We start from the raw sequence: 18,357 nt of genomic DNA on the forward strand, positions 1-18,357 counted from the left end.
AGGATTTATGGGATCATATTGCAATGCTACTTATCAAAAATAAAAGGCTGCCTGATGGCAGCCTTTTATAAAACACTAAATTAACCAAGTAAATATAAATACTTTCTAATTTCTACCGCCTAATTGGCCACATCCCACCATACTCGAGTGGTATTTACGTCAGGCAGGGTAGCCCCGGCCTGAAAGTTTGCATTTGCAGCTACTTCGGCAGCAGGGTACTTAAGTTTTCTCATGATTTGCCCTTGTGTTATATTTCCAGGATAGTTCGTCGGGGTCAACTGAGGATATCCGGTTCTTCTCCAGTCAGACCAAGCTTCCCACCAGTTGAAAAACTTACTTACCCACATTTGTTCACCTATCATTTCCAATGCCGGCTTCTCCACTCCATAAGGGTGTCTTTCGAGATAAGCTGTTACCTCTTCATCAGAAACTGTCAATGATGCATCAAAAGGTGTATACATTTGCATGGCTCCTTTTACACCTGATTCATAATGTTCCTTAGCAGAATTCGGAATTCCAGAACCAATCCCTCTTTCCAAGGCTTCTGCTTGCAAAAAGGCAGATTCAGCATAATTCATAAATATATAGGGGTCATCCAATTGAAGCATTAGGTAGTTAATTCTTGAGTAGGTTGTCACCAAATCTACAGTCTCTCCTGCTATCTCATCTAGACCTGCAGCATCGTATCCATTTGGCATGCCTTTCTGCTCCAATGGATTGGTATTGATCGGTGTCCATTCCAAAGCAGACCAATCAGCTATTCCACCACTTATTATCATCAACCTTGGATCTACTTCATCCGCTGTTGTAGCATCGGCTTTTAACCAGTCAACTAGGGTATTACTCAAGTAACTCGGCTGCCCTCCATCACCAGGGTAAAAAGCCCTGGAAATACCATTTTGATTGATCCATACGCTAGGACCTGTAGCCATTGGTACCCAAGCATTGTCATCATTGCTTTCCATAACCCCACCGGCAATGGCCTTAGTTACATATTCATCAGCCAATTGAGGGGCAACGTTTGATACCCTCATCGCTAATCGTAACATTAGGGAATAACCAAATTTTTTCCATTTGGCAATATCTCCTTCATAGATAATATCAGCGGCAGCAAAGCCTTCATCCGGATTGGAAGTGCTTAGGCCAGCAGTTGCCTCCTCCAATTCCTTCAATAAATCAGGATAGATGGCTGATTGCTCGTCATACTCTGGAAAGAATACACCTTCCATCCCTTGAAGGGCATCGAAATAAGGTATATTTCCATAGAAATCAGTTAGTCGATGAAAATTCAAAACCCTAATAATCCTTGCGGCATTTCTAGTGTTTATTTTATTTCCTTCATCATAACCTCCGGGACCTGTTTGCTTGATCACTTCTGAAATATTCTTCAATGCATCTCCATAGAAAAACTCAAAAGGAGCATTGTTTGATTCGAAGTTTTCAGTGTATTTGTCACCCGGAGCTATGCCCCCTCCTGCGTTGGCTAAATGCTGTATTAGGTATGCGGTCATACCAATATTTGTTCGCCAATCAAGGTATCTGTTATCACCAGCAGAACCACCTGAGGCTGACCCTAGCTGTGCTGCTGTAAACATAAAATTCAGATCTATTTCATTGACCGCTTGAGGGTTGATATTAAGATCATTTAATTCTTCTGTGTTACAGGAAGTTAAGCATATACTAACCGCCAAACCAAATAGAAGAAATTTATTTATAATTTTCATAATTCTTTCTTTTAACGATTAAAACGAAGCCCTTAAATTGAATCCATAGGACCTTGATTGAGGCATTCCAAAATAATCAAGCCCTTGTCCATTTCCTGAAGAATAACCTGACTCCGGATCTACATTTTCAATATTTTTCCAAAGGATAGAAAGGTTTCTGCCTACGAAGGACAAACTCACATTGGTAAATGGAGTTTTTTCCATTAACCTTCTAGGGAAATTATAACCGAAAGTTATTTGTCTTAATTTGGCAAAAGAGCCATCGTAAATAAAGTGATCCTGTACCCTATTTCCCATTTGGTTCCAATAATTATTGGCCTCTCCCGGTGATAAAGTCTTCGTGAAATCCTCATAAATAGGTGTACCATCAGAAGTCGTACCTGACTGAATCACCCCACTTACGGTAAGCGGTTCTTCACCTTCTCTTCCCTGTAAGGTTTGCTTGTGCAATCCCCATTGGGTGAGCCTTACATTGGTTCCGGAATAAATCTCTCCTCCTACTCTAAAGTCAATTAGAGCGGAAAGGTTAAACCCTTTATAAGTAATACTATTATTAAAACCACCGGTAAAATCAGGGATCCCGTTACCGATGACTTCCATTTGATCGGATTGTACCGGAGCACCATTTTCTTCAAATACAGGCTGTCCATCAGGAGACGTTTTCTGTACCCATCCTGCCAGTACGCCAAAAGGCTGTCCTGTCCTGTGTTGTACGAATACCGTCCTAGTTCTAGGTTCTTCTACGTTTAATATGTCTGTTCCTTCAATTAGGGAGATCACCTTGTTTCTATTTCTGGCAATATTGAATGAAACATCCCAATTAAAGCTACTTGTCCGCACGGGTGAACCTGTCAGCAAAATCTCAACTCCCTTATTCTCCATCTCTCCTAAGTTCACCAAAGTAGATCCAAAGCCTGAAGCCCTAGAAATTTGAGCATTCAATTGGTCATTGGTGCTTTTTGGTGATAATAAGTAAAATCTAAACCTAGCCTATTTTGTAACAACCTAACATCAAAGCCAAACTCTATTTCAGTGGATAATAATGGTACTAGAAAAGGATTTGGAATGGTCCCGTTGTTATTTCCTGCAGTAGCATAGGACGCCATTGGAACAGTGTTACCTTCAAATCCAACTGCCGGAGCCCCAAGTAAGGTATAGGTATTCTGTATCTGGTAAGGACTAACAGTCGAACTTCCTACTCTGGCCCATGAAGCCCTGACTTTACCAAAACTTAACCAGAAAGGCAGGTCTTCCAAAGCATCCGAGAAAACGAAACTACCACCAACTGAAGGATAAGTAATATCATTTAAAGAAGGGTCTAGTGTAGAGAACCAGTCTGTTCTGCCTGTCCCTGTCAAGAATAAGATGTTTTTATAATTGAATTCAGCAGATCCGTATACAGAATTTATCCCCCATCCTGAATAACTGTATCCGAAGTTTCTTGCCTCAGCATTGTTGATGGCATGAAAGAAAGGCACGTTAAAGTTAGTTCCGTTTGCTGAGATACTTTCATCTTCTCTCCGCATCCTATTGGCTCCTAAAAAGGCAACTACCCCAAAATCACCAAATTGTCTATTATAGCCCAACATCGCTTCTAGATTAATTTCGTTAACCCTTCGCTCAGCCTCTGACATATTTCCACCTCTAGAGTAACCTGTTCCTTGTGGAGTCAATGACGTCCCCCTTCTGGTATACCAATCCATTCCGGCTCTTCCTGACAAATACAAATGATCAGTTATCATGTATTTTAATGATCCTGAAGTGATAATTCTGTCTCGGGTATCGCTAATTGACAGTTGGTGCGTAGAGAAATAAGGGTTTTGACCCCAAGGGTTATTGGTCATCAGGTATTCTTCTTGCTCTGCAAAACCCCATACACTTAATAGAGCCGGGTCAGTTCCTATTGGAATTGTTCCTAACCTATCCGGATCTCCTTGTCCCCACAGCACGTTAACATTTGGTGGCAAAGCAAAGATGGACTGAAAAGCATTACCGGGTGAATCTGATAACCTAGGTCGATTTTTAGTTCTTTCATTGGAATAAAGTACTTTAGCATCGAAAGTTAGCTTTTTACCAAATTTACCGCTTGTAGACAATGACATATTGATACGATCAAATCCTGCATTTGGAATCACAGATGTACTCCTTAAGTCAGTTACATTGAATCGGAAAGTTTGGGTATCGCTCCCTCCTGACAAAGATAAGCTGTTGGTAAATGATTTACCTGTTTCATAAAAACGGTTCCAATTGTCTCCTGCATATACATAAGGTCTCTCAATCCCATCAAAATGCATAGCAGTACCGGAGCCTAATCGCTCACCCCAAGCTTGGGTTCCCCAATCGTACCCATCTCTTACAGTGGTTGGTCTAACTGCGCTCCCAGTAATTTGATCTCCTTGAAACCTACCGGACCCAAACTCGGTTTGCAAGTCGGTTTGATTATTAATCCTCTCAAACACGGCATTGGAATTGAATTCTACACCAATTCCTTTTCGTGAAGTCCCTCTTTTAGTGGTAATAAGAATTACTCCATTTGCTGCACGTGACCCATACAAGGCAGCCGCACTTGCTCCCTTTAATACAGACATGGATTCAATATCATCCGGATTGACACTGGTCATGCCATCTCCCTGATCGGCTCCACCCCAAACACCGGCTTGACCGAAATTGGTGTTGTCCATAGGCACTCCATCGATTACATATAATGGTTGATTTCCTCCTTGAAGGGAAGTGTTTCCTCGGATAATAACCCGAGACGATCCGGCCGGACCTGAGGCTACATTGCTTACATTAACGCCAGCTACCCTACCGGCCAGCTGATTGGCAATGTTATTTTCTCTGGCTTGGGTGAATTCTTCTCCTCCTACTTCTGTCATAGAATATTGGAGAGCTTTGACATTTCTTTCTATACCTAAAGCCGTTACAACCACCTCATTCAATTCAGAGGCATCTTCAGATAAGCTAACATCAATTGTACTGCGGTTGCCAACTGTTTCTTCTACCGCCTCAAACCCAAGAAAAGAATAAACCAAAACAGTTTGAGGTCCACTTACATTGAGTTGGTAATTCCCGTCCACATCTGTGGCGGTACCGGTGGATGTCCCCTTGATAAGGATTGACACACCGGGCAATGGCATTCCATCTGAACTGTCAGTGACTTTACCAGTGACAGTTTGCCCCAAGACATTTCCACCCATAGAAGTGAGAATTGCCATGGAGACAATAAGTAATAGGTTTTTCATAAAAGGTTATTTTGGATAAAACAAATCAAAAAGACCATCTATACTTTTACACCAATGGCGAACCTACAAAAACTCTATCTTTAATCTAAAGAAACTTTGTCCCTCTACTTAAAAACAATACTATTTATAAGTGGCTACAAATGATGATGAAAGGTTAAATAATCTTAAATCTCGCAGAAATGTAGAATATTAAAAAGAGAAAAAAATACTTTCAGCCATTTTTCTGTTTTTAATCAGAAAATATTTTTTTACAACCGGACAAATTAAAACAGTTTCAATTATTAGGTATCCTTTCTTCAATTGAAATTTAAAATGGTAATTAAACCCATACTCAAATGTTAATAAACTATCGTTCTAAATCAATTAAGTATTAGGTGAAATAGGCTAACCTTACCAATAATAAATGCAAAAGAAAACTTCACCAAACACTCAAGTCAAGTACAACATTTGTTTAAATGCAATTTTAAAAACAAACTTTAAGCTTGTTTAAGCACCTAATTTTTAGCATTGTCTCCAATATACCGATATCTTTGTTTTTGATATTCTATTCAAGGGTAACAAATTTGGAAATGCAAGCAACAGATATAAGCAAAAACCTAAAGAAAATCAGAGACACATTCCTAAACCAGGACTGTCTACTTGTGGCAGTAAGTAAGACCAAACCAATCTCCGCAATTCAAGAAGCCTATGATGCCGGAATTAGGGATTTCGGTGAAAACAAGGTTCAGGAGATCATCGAAAAAGCACCAGCTCTGCCTCAAGACATAAAATGGCATATGATCGGACATTTGCAGCGCAACAAGGTCAAATTTATTGTCCCTTTTATCTATCTGATCCATAGTGTAGATTCTTTGCGTTTGTTGAAACAAATTAATAAAGAGGCTAAAAAATAAATAAAACCATTCATTGCCTATTGCAAGTTCATATCGCAAAGGAGGGAACCAAATTCGGTTGGAATAAGGAAGAGTTAAACGAATTTCTTTTAGGAGATGAAATCAAAAGCATGCATAACATTAGGATCAAAGGTCTAATGGGTATGGCTACAAACACAGAAAATACAGAGATAATAACAGAGGAGTTCAGGACTTTAAAGGTACTTTTTGAAGCATTAAAAGTTCAGCCATTACCTGAAATTGTCGATATGAAAGAAATTTCGATGGGTATGAGTGGAGATTACCTACTTGCTCAACAAGAAGGAAGCACCATGGTCAGGATAGGAAGTGCCATTTTTGGGTCGAGAAATTACAATTAACCATTATGAAATCAAATAGTATTATTCAAACCGCTGCGGTATTTGGTGCCTTGGCAGTTATTTTCGGGGCCTTTGGTGCTCATGCTTTAGAAGAGATGTTGGTGAATACCGGCAGATTAGACACCTATGAGACAGCAGTCAGCTATCACTTTTATCATAGTTTAGCCTTGCTAATGGTGGGTGTCTTGTACTTTCAATTTCCTGATAAAAAACGCTTAAAACTTAGTGCCCTATTTTTTGTGGCAGGTATAATAATCTTCTCTGGGAGTCTTTATTTTCTTTGTTTAAGCCAAATGACCTGGTTGGGAGCCATCACACCTCTAGGAGGACTTTCATTTATTTTTGGATGGGTGATTTTGCTTCTCAGTTTCGGTAAATAAAAATTGATTTTATGAAATTAAAATTTTTAGCAGCTGTTATTTTATGGCTGGTCATTTTTCAACAAACAGTAGCCCAAGATTTAAGATCATCATTTTTAGGATTGGACGAATTAATGGGTGAAAACTCGTTTTTTGACAACCATCTTACAGGCTTCATGTTATATGATTTAGATAGTCAACTGGTTCGTTACGAGAAAAACAGTCATATTTATTTCATCCCGGCATCTACCACCAAACTATTTACCTTTTTTGGTGCTTTAATGGTGCTGTCAGATAGTAGTACTTTTATGCGATTTATTCCCCAAGGAAATAAGGCTACCATATGGGGAACTGGAGATCCTTCTTGGAAATATCCTACCCTCCCCTTCCTGCCATTAAAGCATTTTTATCAAAATACGATACGCTTTATTACTCTGAGAGCAATTGGAAAAACGAGCCTTTTGGTTATGGCTGGCAATGGGATGATTTCAACCATTCCTATGCTGCAGAAATGTCACCAATTCCCCTTTTTGGAAACCTAGTTAGCGCAAAAAATGTAAACAATAAGCCTATATTAACCCCTGGTATTTTTAGTGTGAGTTATTCAGACAAACCTGTGAAAAATGTCCAACGAAATTGGCGTAACAATGAATTTTATTACAACCCTAGAACCTATAATGGAAGAGACAGTAAAGTTCCGTATATGACCTCTGCAGAAACTTTTTCTAAACTTGCAAGTAAAGAATGGGACATACCTGTTAAGCTATCCAATGCTACCCTTCCCCCAGACCATTTTATTTTGAAAGGAATCCCCACCAAAAACCTTTATAAAGAGATGTTGCTGGAAAGCGACAATTTTATAGCAGAACAACTGCTCCTTCAAATTTCCGATAAATTGTTTTTTGAACTGGACAGTGAAAAGGCCATTGAATACATTAAAAAAACCTATCTTTATGACTTACCTGATGACCCTCAGTGGGTTGATGGGTCAGGACTTTCAAGACACAATCTTTTCACACCCCGAACCATGGTATCATTGGCTGAGAAAATTTACCGCTTATTTCCTGACGAGGAGCTATTCAGTCTTCTACCAACCGGAGGAAGAACAGGGACTTTAAAATTTAATTATTCAGCGCCCAAGCCATATGTAATGGCAAAAACAGGGACCATCAGCAACCACCATAGTTTGGTCGGTTATTTGAAAACCAAAAACAATAAAATCTACGCCTTTGCCTTTATGAATAACAATTATCCCTATAAAGCTACAGTGGTAAGAAGAGAAATGGAAAAGGTACTGTTATATATCCGTGATAACTTCTAATTGCAAGCATGAAAAAACGACACTTTTTACAAAAAATTAGCCTGGGTCTTGGAGTTTTACCTGTACTAGGTTTTACCCCATCCGCAGGAAAAACTTCTTCGCCAAAAAATCTTTTACCAGCTGCTCTAAAAAAGGGAGACTTGGTAGGATTGATTAGCCCTTCTGCAGCTACTGCAGATTTGATGCAATTTACCTTTGCCAAGGAGGCGATGGAAGGACTTGGTTTAAAAGTAATTGAAGGAAAACACCTAAAAAACCGTAGAGGGCATTTGGCTGGTACAGATGAAGAAAGAGCCGCAGACCTGAATGAGATGTTTGCCAACAAGGCTGTAAAGGCAATTATCTGCATTAGAGGTGGCTCAGGAGCAGCAAGGATACTCCCCTTGATCGATTATAAAACCGTTAAAAACAACCCTAAACCACTACTTGGCTACAGCGACATAACAGCCCTTCATAATGCTCTGTTTGCCCAAACAGGACTTATTACTTTCCATGGCCCAAATGGCTCCGGGACATGGGGTAAATTCAACGTTAATCAGTTCAAACGACTTTTCTTCGAAAACAATGGGAAACTAGTTTACGAAAATGAGGTAGAGGAAACTGAAGACCTAGTCGTTAAAAAAACAGGATCAGGACAATCTTCTCCGGAAAGGCAACAGGTGAATTGGTAGGTGGAAACCTTACCGTGCTGACCTCCTTGGCGGGATCCCCCTACCTTCCTTCTTTCAAAGGAAAAATTCTTTTCTTAGAAGACATTGGGGAGGAGCCTTACAGAATTGATAGAATGATGAGCACCTTAATGCTCATGGGGGTATTTCAAGAAATTAAAGGTTTTGTTTTCGGTCAATGTACTGACTGTGATCCAAGCGGAGGATATGGAAACCTTACCTTAGATCAGATATTTGACGATTACTTGCTCCCTCATAAAATCCCTGCTTTCCGTGGAGCGATGATTGGACATGTTCCCAAGCAATTCCTCCTGCCTCACGGCGCAAAGGTGATACTGGATGCAGATCAAGGCACTTTGACAACTGATCAATCCATATTCAAAACCGTTTAACCCAAAGTGGTAAACCGTTTAACTATTATTATAGGTAAAGGAAAACACCTTCTTCCTATTGCCTGTCTATTGATACTTTCTGCATGCAATTACAATCAAAAAATGCTTGGAAATAAAATAAATGCAACAAATGAGTCACCATTCAAAGAAATAAATTACTTGGCCTTGGGAGACAGTTACACCATTGGTGAAGGTGAAGCAACACCAAACACTTACCCTTGGCAAATCACAAAAATATTCTCCAATGAAGGGATAAAATTTAACACAAAAGTGATTGCCAAAACAGGGTGGACAAGCAATGAATTACTTCAGGCAATGAGTCAAGAGAAAATTGCACCCAATTCTTATGACATAGCCAGTATACTTATTGGTGTAAACAACCAATACCGAGGGCAATCAACCGAACAATTCCATGAGGAGCTGATTGAACTGATTGAGACCACTCAAAGTTTTTGAAAAATAGAAATAACCATATCGTGCTTGTTTCTATTCCCGACTGGGGAATTACTCGTTTTGGCCAATCCGGTAAAAAACCGCAGGATCAAATTTCTAAAGAAATCAATGCTTTTAATAAGGTTATAAGTAACGAAGCAGAAATCCGTGACATGCCTTTTATAAATATTACAGACCATTACCGCGTATGGGGAGGCAATGCCAAAAACATGGTGGATGACGGACTACATCCAAGTAGGTATATCTACAAAGAATGGGCATTCCAGTTAAGTGAAATTTTCAGGGAACTGTATCAACTGTAGGCATGCACTTGGTAGCAAACTAAAATGTATTCTTCCAAAGAAGGAGGCCTTTTTTCTTTGGATGCGATACCCTAGCCAATGTTTGGCAGGGTGTTTTTTCGATTATAGCCCAAATAAAATAGGTGAAGGATATTTAATTCAATCAATTATCCTCCAATCAGTTCTCCCCCATTAATATGGATAAATTGTCCTGTTACATAACTACTATCTTCACTTGCAAGATACACATAGGCTGGGGCCACTTCACTCGGCTGTCCGGCGCGTCCAAGCGGTGAATCTTGCCCAAATTCGGAAACATCATCAAAAGTAGCTGGAATTAGAGGAGTCCAAATTGGGCCTGGTGCAACACCATTTACCCTAATTTTCTTTTTAGCTAGATTTTGAGAAAGAGAACGAGTAAAACTTACTATTGCTCCCTTGGTACTCGAATAATCTATCAAATGTTCACTTCCCTGTAAGCTGTAACTGACGAAGTGTTTATAATGGTATCACCTTCACTCAAATGTGGCAATGCTGCTCGAGTTATATAAAAGAAAGAGTATATGTTGGTTTCAAATGTTTTGTGAAGTTGATCACTATCAATTTCATCCAAGGAATCCTTTGGGAATTGCATCGCTGCATTGCATATTAAGCTATTCAGTCCACCTAAAGAATCAATGCATTGTTGTACAGCTTCCTTACAAAAACTTTCCAACCTGATATCTCCTTCTATCAACAAGCACTTCTTCCCTTCTTTTTCGACCAATTTCTGAGTTTCTTTAGCATCAGAAACTTCATTTAAATAAACAATAGCTACGTCTGCGCCTTCTCTTGCAAAATGAACGGCAACACTTCTTCCTATACCACTGTCTCCACCAGTTATTAGTGCAATTTTATTTTCCAACTTGCCGCTTCCTTTATAATTTTCTCTAATTACCTCAGGAGTTGGATTCATTTTGTGCTGATCACCTGGTTGGCTAAGAGACTGTTCCGGAAATTGCTTCGGTTTATTCATATTTCAATATTGTTTTTAAAAAAAAACCAATTTAAGTAAGGGAAATATCACTTGAGCACTCAATAAATAAATTATTTAACTCATTTGACAGCAAGAATCAAAAAGACGACTCTCCCTATTTAAGTAACTTAAAGTAAGCTTCTTATACAATGGAAAAGCGGTTGGAAACAGTCCGAATTCGGCAATTTACATGGAGGACATCCCAGAAAAAACCAAATTTATATTGTTCGAAATGATATTTTTTGGGCGCAAGGAATTTGATTGAAAAAATCACTGCGTTAATGCTATTACTTAAAAAATTAGCCCAAAAAATAGGCTGTGAGCAAAAGGTCTAAAATTTGCAGTATTGATCCCATAATGAAAACGTTAACCAACATAAATACAATTAAAATGAAACCCAATACCATAATCTCAAACGATGAGACTAGATTAAAGGATATTAAACAAGAGTTTAAAGAATTTATTATCGACAAAAAACATCCTTGTATAATGGCAAATGCAGTATTCTCTTTAAATAATTTTGAAATGAAATTATTTAAGAAATTTGCTTCAAAAGACACCGCTCTAAAAATGCTAATTGCAATTAAAGCGTATTTGGCTAATATCGATTTTAATAGCAATAAATTTAAATCTTTTATAGCTGTATTTCCAGAAATGCATATTAACTCGGAAAAAGAATTTGAACAATTATTGTGGGATCAACTTCAATACATTCATGACATCGATGAACAACCTTGGGATCCTAATGTAAGTAGCGACCCTGAAAATGCTTCATTTAGCTTTAGCATAGCAGGTCATGCATTTTATGTTGTCGGAATGCATCCTAAGAGTTCTCGATTAGCCAGAAGAACCCCTTACACCACCTTGGTCTTTAATTTACATAGCCAATTTGTGAAATTAAGAGAAAATAAATCCTTTAATAAAATCCGAGACAAAATAAGGGAACGCGATATCGACTTCCAAGGATCTGTCAATTCTGTGTTAAAAGACTTTGGCGAAAGTAGCGAAGCTGTACAATATAGTGGGAGACAAGTTACCGGAAATTGGAAGTGTCCTTTTCATTCGAACAGTTGATTTCAGATCGTTAAAGGGTATTATAAGGTTGAAAAAGAAATATTTTAAAATAAAAAACTAACCTAGTTAAGCTATATGAATACAATTAATAAACAATCCGGAGTAGCTTTTAAATTAAAAAAAGGGCAAAAATTAAGGGTTATAGATCCTCAAGGTGAACAAGTAAGTGACATGGTATTGTTTAATGCAAATGACAATTTAGAGAAAATATCTTCCGGCAAAACATTGGATTTTGAAGAAAACATTCTCATTACTGCTGGTAATTTCCTTTGGAGTAACAGAGGAAATAAAATGATGGAAATTTTAGAAGACACCAATGGTAGAAATGATTTTCTACTAGCTCCATGCAGTCCAGAAACCTTCAAAATCATGTATAATATTGATGATTATCACCCAAGTTGCTTTGAGAATTTGCATACCTCCTTGGCTCCTTTTGGGATTAAGTCTGATGATATTCCTACGGCTTTTAATATTTTTATGAATGTGCAATTTGACCAGAATGGAAGATTAAAAGTACTGCCACCATTAAGTAAGGCTGGAGATTACTTGCTCTTTGAAGCGCAAATGGATCTTATTATTGCACTTACGGCATGCTCTGCTGAAGATAGCAATGGAGGAACATTTAAACCTATCCATTATGAAATCTTAGAAAGCAACCTTTAGACAGTGACTAGCCCTTAAAAAAAGCCTGCTTCCAATCTATTGGAGCAGGCTTTTTATATTATGGGAAAATAAAATTCTTTTACTTATTTAGGTAGCACATTTGAAATCAAAGAGACCTTTTCAATGGGTTCGGTGGCATTGGAATAAATTCTAACCACACTATTTTGCTTGCCCATTTTTCCGGCACTATTGAATGAGACTTTAATTTCAGCTGTTTTACCCGGTGCTACAGGCTCCTTAGGCCAGCTTGGCACGGTGCAGCCACATGTAGCAGCCACATTTGAAATAATTAACGGTTCGTTTCCTGTGTTGGTGAGTTTAAACACATTTTCCACCTTATCTCCTTGCTTGATATCACCAAAATCTTTGGAATCTGCCTCAAACGTTATGACAGGTCCCTTTGCTGCTTTTTCTTGGGCAATTGCAAGTGCAGAACTTAATACAATTGCCAATACTACTGTTAATAACCTTTTCATATATGTCAAATTTAATTCATTCTCAATTTTAATAAAAACACTACTATTTAAGGAAGAAATTGTTGTGAAAGTTCACCATAAACAATTCTTTTCTGGCACGTGTCATGGCAGTATATAGCCATCTCACGTAATTTTTATCAATTTGTTCTTCATTTAAATAACCTTGGTCTACAAAAACAGCATCCCACTGCCCACCTTGAGATTTATGACAAGTAAGGGTATAGGCGTATTTGACTTGCAAAGCGTTTAAATATGGATCTTTGCTCATCGCCTCTCTGATCTTACTTTTTTGCTCCAAATCCCGGTAATCCTCCTCAACCAACTTATAAAGTGCTTTCCACTCCTCCATTCCTAATGCCGGTTTATTTGAATGTAGGGTATCCAGTATCACCCGTGCCTCAAAAGGAACTTCATCAGGATAATCAATCAACCTCAATTCTAGTGTAGCAAACCTTAGACCATAAATTTCTTCAAATGAACGAATTTTAAGTATCTCTACAAAATCCCCATTGGCCAAAAAACTGACCTTTTCTGAAGACTCCATATAGCTATAATTATTTTTAACAATCATTAACCGTTCACCGGCACTTAATTCATCTTCATAATAAAATATCGCATTTCTGATGTATTTATTGTATTGGACTGCGGCTTTGTTGGACCTTGTTATAATCATTGTATTGTCCAGCCCAAATTTATCATAGGCATAGCGCAAACCATCTTCCAACCGCTCCCCGGTCATTCGGTAAAAATCTTTAAATCCTTTGGTGTAAAATGAAATGCTAGGCTTGGGCTTTTGAACTTCATTTCTCAGCGAAGTAGCATTAGCCAATATTCCAGAATCCTGTTCTTGTCTGGTTACTATGGTAAGTAGTGCCTCATTGACATCCAATTTAAAATTCCTTATCAGGTAATTTTTATCCAAGCCCGGGCTGTCTTCACTACCAACCGGGGGCAATTGTGCAATATCTCCAATCAATAAAAGCCTGTTTTCAGGATTTTGAAAAACAAAGCCTATTAGATCGGCCAAAAGGGATTTTCCTCCCATTCTATCATCGGAAAGCATGGATGCTTCATCAATAATAAAAACAGATTTTTGGTAGTAATTTTTTTGAACAACAAATCCATCTGCCCCATCTACTAATCCCTGCTTTGCTCGGTAAATGATTTTATGAATAGTAAAACCTGTTTTGTCGGCATAAGCACTCATCACTTTGGCAGCACGGCCAGTCGGTGCAAGCATAACTGCTCGCAAGCCGAGTGATGGCAAAGCTTTAACCAAAGCTGCTAAAACAGTTGTTTTACCGGTTCCAGCATAGCCTTTGAGAATAAAGGTAGCTCCTGAAGGAACCTTCTTATCTAAAAACGCATCCATGGCATTAAAGAAATACTCCTGATCCGTTGTAGGACTGTGGGGGAAATATTTCCTAATTCTTTGAGAAGGCTTTACACTTGCTTGATTATCTTTATGCATCTATTGCGAAACTAAGATGAAAAACCCGAACATAAAAAAAGACATAATTGATAATTTCGGAAACCGCCTCAGAACGCGGGTTAACGGCATATTGATTCAGCAGAATAAAATTTTAATGGTCAAACATCGAATGGGCGATAACCACTGGTTTTGGAATGTTCCGGGAGGTGGCATGCAGTATGGTCAGGATGCCAAATCGAATTTAAAAAGGGAGTTTTTAGAGGAAACCGGATTAGAAATTGAGGTTGGAGAATACCGATTTGTCCATGAATTTTTATCTCCTCCATTACACGCTATCGAATTATTCTTTGAAGTTAGCCAAACAAATGGTAAATTAGAGGTTGGAATTGATCCTGAGCTAGAAACCGACAAACAGGTAATCGAAGAGGTTAAATTTCTAACCATGGAAGAGATAAAAAATATCCCATCAGATAAAAAACATGCACTATTTGGAAGAATAAATTCTTTGAATGATGTAAGAATATGGAAAGGATATTTTAATTTTGGAAATAAATGCATAAAATAGCATTCTAATACGAACCATCAATTCTTTATAATAATTTAATTACGCTTTAAAGCTATTCAAAATGACATTGAGTAAAATCTTATCGATTGTTTTTCTATTGGGAGCCTTAGGTCTCGGGTACAAGCTTTATCTGGGTGTAGATGAAGTTGTGGAAGAGGAAAAAATTCTACAAAGGACTGAAGAAAGAATAATTGAGAAACTGGAAATGCTAAGAGATGCCCAAATCGCTTATCAGGCAGCAAATAATGAGTATGCTTCCAATTGGGAGGAACTTAAAAAGTTCATCCAAGAAGGAAACATTTACCTTATTCAAAGAACAGAGACTACCAAGTTATTAGACTATGGTAAGGAAGAAACTACAGTAACATTGGATACATTGGGAGCTGTAAACGTTCAGGATTCACTATTCAGCAAGGATAAATACCCTGATTTTGAACTTGACTTATTAAATGTAGTTCCCGGATCAGGAGGTAAAACATTTGAGTTCTTTGCAGACAAAATCGAGCGAAGCAATAGAGAAATTGCTGTGTTTGAAATCAGAGATCCTGCACCTCGCAATCCTGAAAGAAGAAGGAACAATAATGAGAAAGCACTTAGAGTTGGTTCACGAACTGATTCTTCGACTTCAGGAAACTGGGAATAAATTTGGATAAGGTAGGATCCCATATTCAAAGTAAATTCATTAGCGATAAATATGATATGCAAGACATATCCTATTTATCGCTTTTCTTATATGAGAAACTCCTAACCGTTATTGCGCATACGGAGGAGAGCAAAAAAATTACTGCTTCTTTTATCTATTCCTTCCAAGAACAGGAAACGGTAAATCAGATCATAGAAACTGAAGAAATTTTCAACGCGCCCAACTCTGAAGGCAAGCTTTACCTTCACCACCAAAGATTCACCCTTGTCCCCACCCAATTGTTCAACGCTTCTCAGTGTGCCAAATACTTGAACTTTGCAACTGAAGTAAATGAGGTGGAAGACAATATAACTTATACAGGTATTGCCAACAATAGTATCCAGGTGCTTGGCACTGCTGACAAACAATTATTGGATCAACTAGACAAGAAATTACCTGAATTGGAGATTGCACATGGAGCATCCCATGTTTTAGATTATTTCCTTAGCCAAAATGACAACTTCCTAAGCCAAGAGTTATTCATACATTCTTCTCCTGACTGTATGTATATGGCGGCTTTTACTGAAGGAAAATTATCATTATTCAATAGGTTTATCATTCCGGACGAAGCCTCATTTCTACGGTATGTATTTACATTTATCCAACAGATGGCCTTCGATAGAACGCATTGCAAGATTCGTTTTTTGGTAACCCTGAATGGCTTCACACCAGTAAGGAAGGCATGGATTTGTATTTCAAAAACATACACATAATCACCCCGGAGCAAAATGTCTCCTATCTTGCGGGGGCAGAATCCTTCTTAAACACCCATCTACTAGAAGCTTTCTGGCAACAAAAAATTATTTCATGAAAAAGACAGCACTGTTCCCAGGCTCTTTTGACCCTTATACCAATGGTCATCATGACATTGTCATGAGAGGATTAAATATATTCGATGAGGTAATTATTAGTATTGGTCACAATACCAGCAAAAAAACAGGTATTTTGACATTGATTTTATGGTAGAAAAAATCAAGAAAACCTATAAAAACATTCCGGCTGTTAAAGTTATTGTTTATGATGAATTAACTTCTTCACTGGCAAAAAAACATGACGCCAAGTATTTGTTGCGTGGTTTGAGAAACACCACAGATTTTGAATATGAGAATACCATCAGTCAAATGAACCGGTATCTCAATGAATCTCTAGAAACAGTATTTCTAATCACCACCCCAAAATATGCTGCCATCAGCTCTACCATCATCAGAGAAGTGCATAAATATGGAGGAAATGTCAATAAATTTCTTCCCTACAAAGTCTGAGCTATTTTAGGCGTCATTTTTAAAAACCTCTTGTACAAATACCGCATTGATGGGTAAGAATTTATCAATGCAGTTTTTGCCTCATGATGCTTCAGCCACTTTATATCATTGATACCTTCTTCCACCTGAGGCTTCATCATTGAATCATCGATACTTTTCATTTTGTACCAATAAGTTTTTTCAAAATACTCTTTTTATTTTGAGTATAGGTGTGCCAAGTAATGCAAATTGGCTTATTAAGTTTCACTTTAATATTGCATTCTTCCTCAACTTCTCTTACGGCACATCCTTCAGGCGTTTCCTTTTTCTCAAACTTACCTTTTGGAAGGTCCCATTTTCCAAGTCTATGGATAAACAGTATACTGTCTCCTTTGGTAACTACCCCTCCTGCAGCTTTAATAATTAAAAATCTACTTTTAATAAACTTTTTAAGTATTGCTTTCTCATCAGTAACCAAGGTGATACTGTCTAGATTTTTAAGTTTTCTGGAACGCAGTAAATATAGCAATTGCACGATTATATCCTTAGAAGGATTTTTTATCAATACATCATCATGAAATTCTGCTGACGGGGGCAATTCTTTCGGATTATCATATACACATTCAAAGGATTTTTTTGGCATAAAATTCTTTGAACCAACTAAGTCTAATGGCTTATCGTTGATGAATATTTTCATAAACAGTTCTAATTTTTCTAAAATTGCATTTTTTTCCAGCGTGCACAACCCTGAGTAAATATTAAATGGTTAAATTTATCGCATGGAAATTTATGATCAAAGCACCGCTTCTCAAATCGCAAAAAAGCTACTTGAAATAAAAGCCATCAAACTTTCGCCTAAGGATCCGTTTACTTGGGCATCTGGATGGAAATCACCTATCTATTGTGACAACAGGCTTTCACTTTCATTCCCTGAAGTAAGAAAATTTATTCAGGAAAAATTAACAAGTGTAGTACGTACTCATTTTTTAAATATTGAAGCCATTGCAGGGGTTGCCACTGCCGGCATCCCTCAAGGTGTGCTTATTGCTGACAAGCTTGATGTACCTTTTATCTATGTGCGTTCCAAAGCCAAAGGTCATGGAATGGAAAACATGATTGAAGGGAAAATAACGCCCGGACAAAAAGTGGTGGTAGTAGAAGACCTCGTTTCTACAGGAGGAAGTTCTCTCAAGGCGGTTAATGACCTTAGAGCTGCAGGCTTCGAAGTTTTGGGTATGGTTGCCATCTTCACCTATGGTTTTGAAATATCCGATTTAAACTTCGAAAAAGAAGGCGTAAAACTATACTGCCTAAGCGACTATAGTTCAATGTTACCACAGGCCCTAGAGCAAGGTTATGTTTCTGAAGCAGACATGAATACATTGGCTGACTGGAGAAAAGGGCCAGACACTTGGCAACCTTAAGAAAGAAAATTCAATAAGTAATAAAGTTTACCCAAAGCCAATCCCCCAAATCAAATGATTTGAGGGATTGGCTTTTATGGAGTAATAAATCCC

General features: G+C 38.0%; 16 protein-coding genes and 5 pseudogenes. 14 read left to right on the forward strand and 7 right to left on the reverse strand.

The window, feature by feature from the left end:
* Positions 1–119: 119 nt before the first annotated feature.
* Genes WG932_RS15770 through WG932_RS15780 form a run of 3 tightly spaced genes read right to left on the reverse strand, consistent with a single transcriptional unit; the run spans position 120 to position 4,966 of the window.
* Positions 120–1,724 carry a SusD/RagB family nutrient-binding outer membrane lipoprotein gene (locus WG932_RS15770; protein WP_483084659.1) on the reverse strand — a complete coding sequence of 535 codons (1,605 nt, stop codon included), beginning with the start codon at positions 1,722–1,724 and terminating at the stop codon, positions 120–122.
* An 18-nt stretch (positions 1,725–1,742) separates the two neighbouring features.
* Positions 1,743–2,666 (reverse strand): hypothetical protein, encoded by a 924-nt coding sequence (locus WG932_RS15775; protein ID WP_483084660.1) that lies wholly within the window; start codon positions 2,664–2,666, stop codon positions 1,743–1,745.
* Positions 2,663–4,966, reverse strand: a complete 2,304-nt coding sequence (locus tag WG932_RS15780; RefSeq protein ID WP_483084661.1) for a SusC/RagA family TonB-linked outer membrane protein — start codon at positions 4,964–4,966, stop codon at positions 2,663–2,665. Before WG932_RS15780 ends, WG932_RS15775 begins: the two co-directional genes overlap by 4 nt.
* A gap of 569 nt (positions 4,967–5,535) precedes the next feature.
* Here WG932_RS15780 and WG932_RS15785 point away from each other — a divergent pair.
* The 7 genes and pseudogenes from WG932_RS15785 to WG932_RS15815 all read left to right on the forward strand — a co-directional run bounded on the left by WG932_RS15785 (position 5,536) and on the right by WG932_RS15815 (position 9,713).
* Positions 5,536–6,218 (forward strand): annotated as a pseudogene (locus WG932_RS15785) (YggS family pyridoxal phosphate-dependent enzyme).
* Positions 6,219–6,223: 5 nt separating this feature from the next.
* The gene (locus WG932_RS15790) at positions 6,224–6,598 is read left to right on the forward strand and encodes a DUF423 domain-containing protein (protein WP_149391973.1); all 375 of its coding nucleotides are present in this window, start codon (positions 6,224–6,226) and stop codon (positions 6,596–6,598) included.
* 11 nt (positions 6,599–6,609) lie between these two features.
* A complete protein-coding gene (locus WG932_RS15795; RefSeq protein ID WP_483084662.1) occupies positions 6,610–7,119 on the forward strand; it encodes a D-alanyl-D-alanine carboxypeptidase in 510 nt (169 codons plus the stop codon).
* On the forward strand, positions 7,089–7,898 hold the full coding sequence (locus WG932_RS15800) for a D-alanyl-D-alanine carboxypeptidase (RefSeq protein WP_483084663.1): 810 nt from the start codon (positions 7,089–7,091) through the stop codon (positions 7,896–7,898). Before WG932_RS15795 ends, WG932_RS15800 begins: the two co-directional genes overlap by 31 nt.
* An 8-nt stretch (positions 7,899–7,906) precedes the next feature.
* Positions 7,907–8,958 (forward strand): annotated as a pseudogene (locus WG932_RS15805) (S66 peptidase family protein).
* Positions 8,959–8,964: 6 nt separating this feature from the next.
* Positions 8,965–9,414 carry an SGNH/GDSL hydrolase family protein gene (locus WG932_RS15810; RefSeq protein ID WP_483084664.1) on the forward strand — a complete coding sequence of 150 codons (450 nt, stop codon included), beginning with the start codon at positions 8,965–8,967 and terminating at the stop codon, positions 9,412–9,414.
* Positions 9,411–9,713 carry an SGNH/GDSL hydrolase family protein gene (locus WG932_RS15815; protein ID WP_483084665.1) on the forward strand — a complete coding sequence of 101 codons (303 nt, stop codon included), beginning with the start codon at positions 9,411–9,413 and terminating at the stop codon, positions 9,711–9,713. The genes WG932_RS15810 and WG932_RS15815 overlap by 4 nt, the downstream gene beginning before the upstream one ends.
* 146 nt (positions 9,714–9,859) lie before the next feature.
* On the opposite strand, the pseudogene WG932_RS15820 reads toward WG932_RS15815, so the two are convergent.
* Positions 9,860–10,707 (reverse strand): annotated as a pseudogene (locus WG932_RS15820) (SDR family oxidoreductase).
* A 390-nt stretch (positions 10,708–11,097) separates the two neighbouring features.
* Here WG932_RS15820 and gntA point away from each other — a divergent pair.
* Both gntA and WG932_RS15830 read left to right on the forward strand, forming a co-directional pair.
* Positions 11,098–11,781 carry a guanitoxin biosynthesis heme-dependent pre-guanitoxin N-hydroxylase GntA gene (gntA, locus tag WG932_RS15825; RefSeq protein ID WP_483084666.1) on the forward strand — a complete coding sequence of 228 codons (684 nt, stop codon included), beginning with the start codon at positions 11,098–11,100 and terminating at the stop codon, positions 11,779–11,781.
* A gap of 75 nt (positions 11,782–11,856) precedes the next feature.
* The gene (locus WG932_RS15830; protein WP_483084667.1) at positions 11,857–12,444 is read left to right on the forward strand and encodes a DUF1989 domain-containing protein; all 588 of its coding nucleotides are present in this window, start codon (positions 11,857–11,859) and stop codon (positions 12,442–12,444) included.
* Between the two features lie 83 nt (positions 12,445–12,527).
* On the opposite strand, the gene WG932_RS15835 is transcribed toward WG932_RS15830, so the two are convergent.
* Positions 12,528–12,920 carry a DUF1573 domain-containing protein gene (locus tag WG932_RS15835; RefSeq protein ID WP_014019019.1) on the reverse strand — a complete coding sequence of 131 codons (393 nt, stop codon included), beginning with the start codon at positions 12,918–12,920 and terminating at the stop codon, positions 12,528–12,530.
* Between the two features lie 43 nt (positions 12,921–12,963).
* The gene (locus WG932_RS15840) at positions 12,964–14,391 is read right to left on the reverse strand and encodes an ATP-dependent DNA helicase (protein ID WP_149391977.1); all 1,428 of its coding nucleotides are present in this window, start codon (positions 14,389–14,391) and stop codon (positions 12,964–12,966) included.
* A 16-nt stretch (positions 14,392–14,407) separates the two neighbouring features.
* Here WG932_RS15840 and WG932_RS15845 point away from each other — a divergent pair, with 16 nt between their 5' ends.
* The 4 genes and pseudogenes from WG932_RS15845 to coaD all read left to right on the forward strand — a co-directional run bounded on the left by WG932_RS15845 (position 14,408) and on the right by coaD (position 16,861).
* Positions 14,408–14,917 (forward strand): NUDIX domain-containing protein, encoded by a 510-nt coding sequence (locus WG932_RS15845; RefSeq protein ID WP_483084668.1) that lies wholly within the window; start codon positions 14,408–14,410, stop codon positions 14,915–14,917.
* Positions 14,918–14,978: 61 nt separating this feature from the next.
* Positions 14,979–15,560, forward strand: a complete 582-nt coding sequence (locus WG932_RS15850) for a hypothetical protein (RefSeq protein WP_014019022.1) — start codon at positions 14,979–14,981, stop codon at positions 15,558–15,560.
* A gap of 2 nt (positions 15,561–15,562) precedes the next feature.
* Positions 15,563–16,312: a DUF3822 family protein gene (locus WG932_RS15855; RefSeq protein WP_483084669.1), complete on the forward strand. Its 750-nt coding sequence runs from the start codon at positions 15,563–15,565 to the stop codon at positions 16,310–16,312.
* Positions 16,313–16,406: 94 nt separating this feature from the next.
* Positions 16,407–16,861: pseudogene (gene coaD, locus WG932_RS15860) on the forward strand (pantetheine-phosphate adenylyltransferase).
* On the opposite strand, the pseudogene WG932_RS15865 reads toward coaD, so the two are convergent.
* Positions 16,849–17,537 (reverse strand): annotated as a pseudogene (locus WG932_RS15865) (NUDIX hydrolase). The pseudogenes coaD and WG932_RS15865 overlap by 13 nt on opposite strands.
* A gap of 82 nt (positions 17,538–17,619) precedes the next feature.
* Between WG932_RS15865 and pyrE the strand changes: the two are divergent.
* Complete coding sequence (gene pyrE / locus WG932_RS15870; protein WP_483084670.1) at positions 17,620–18,264, forward strand: orotate phosphoribosyltransferase; 645 nt, start codon at positions 17,620–17,622, stop codon at positions 18,262–18,264.
* Positions 18,265–18,357 lie beyond the last annotated feature (93 nt).

The sequence above is a fragment of the Cyclobacterium sp. SOCE241 genome, from assembly GCF_056867545.1.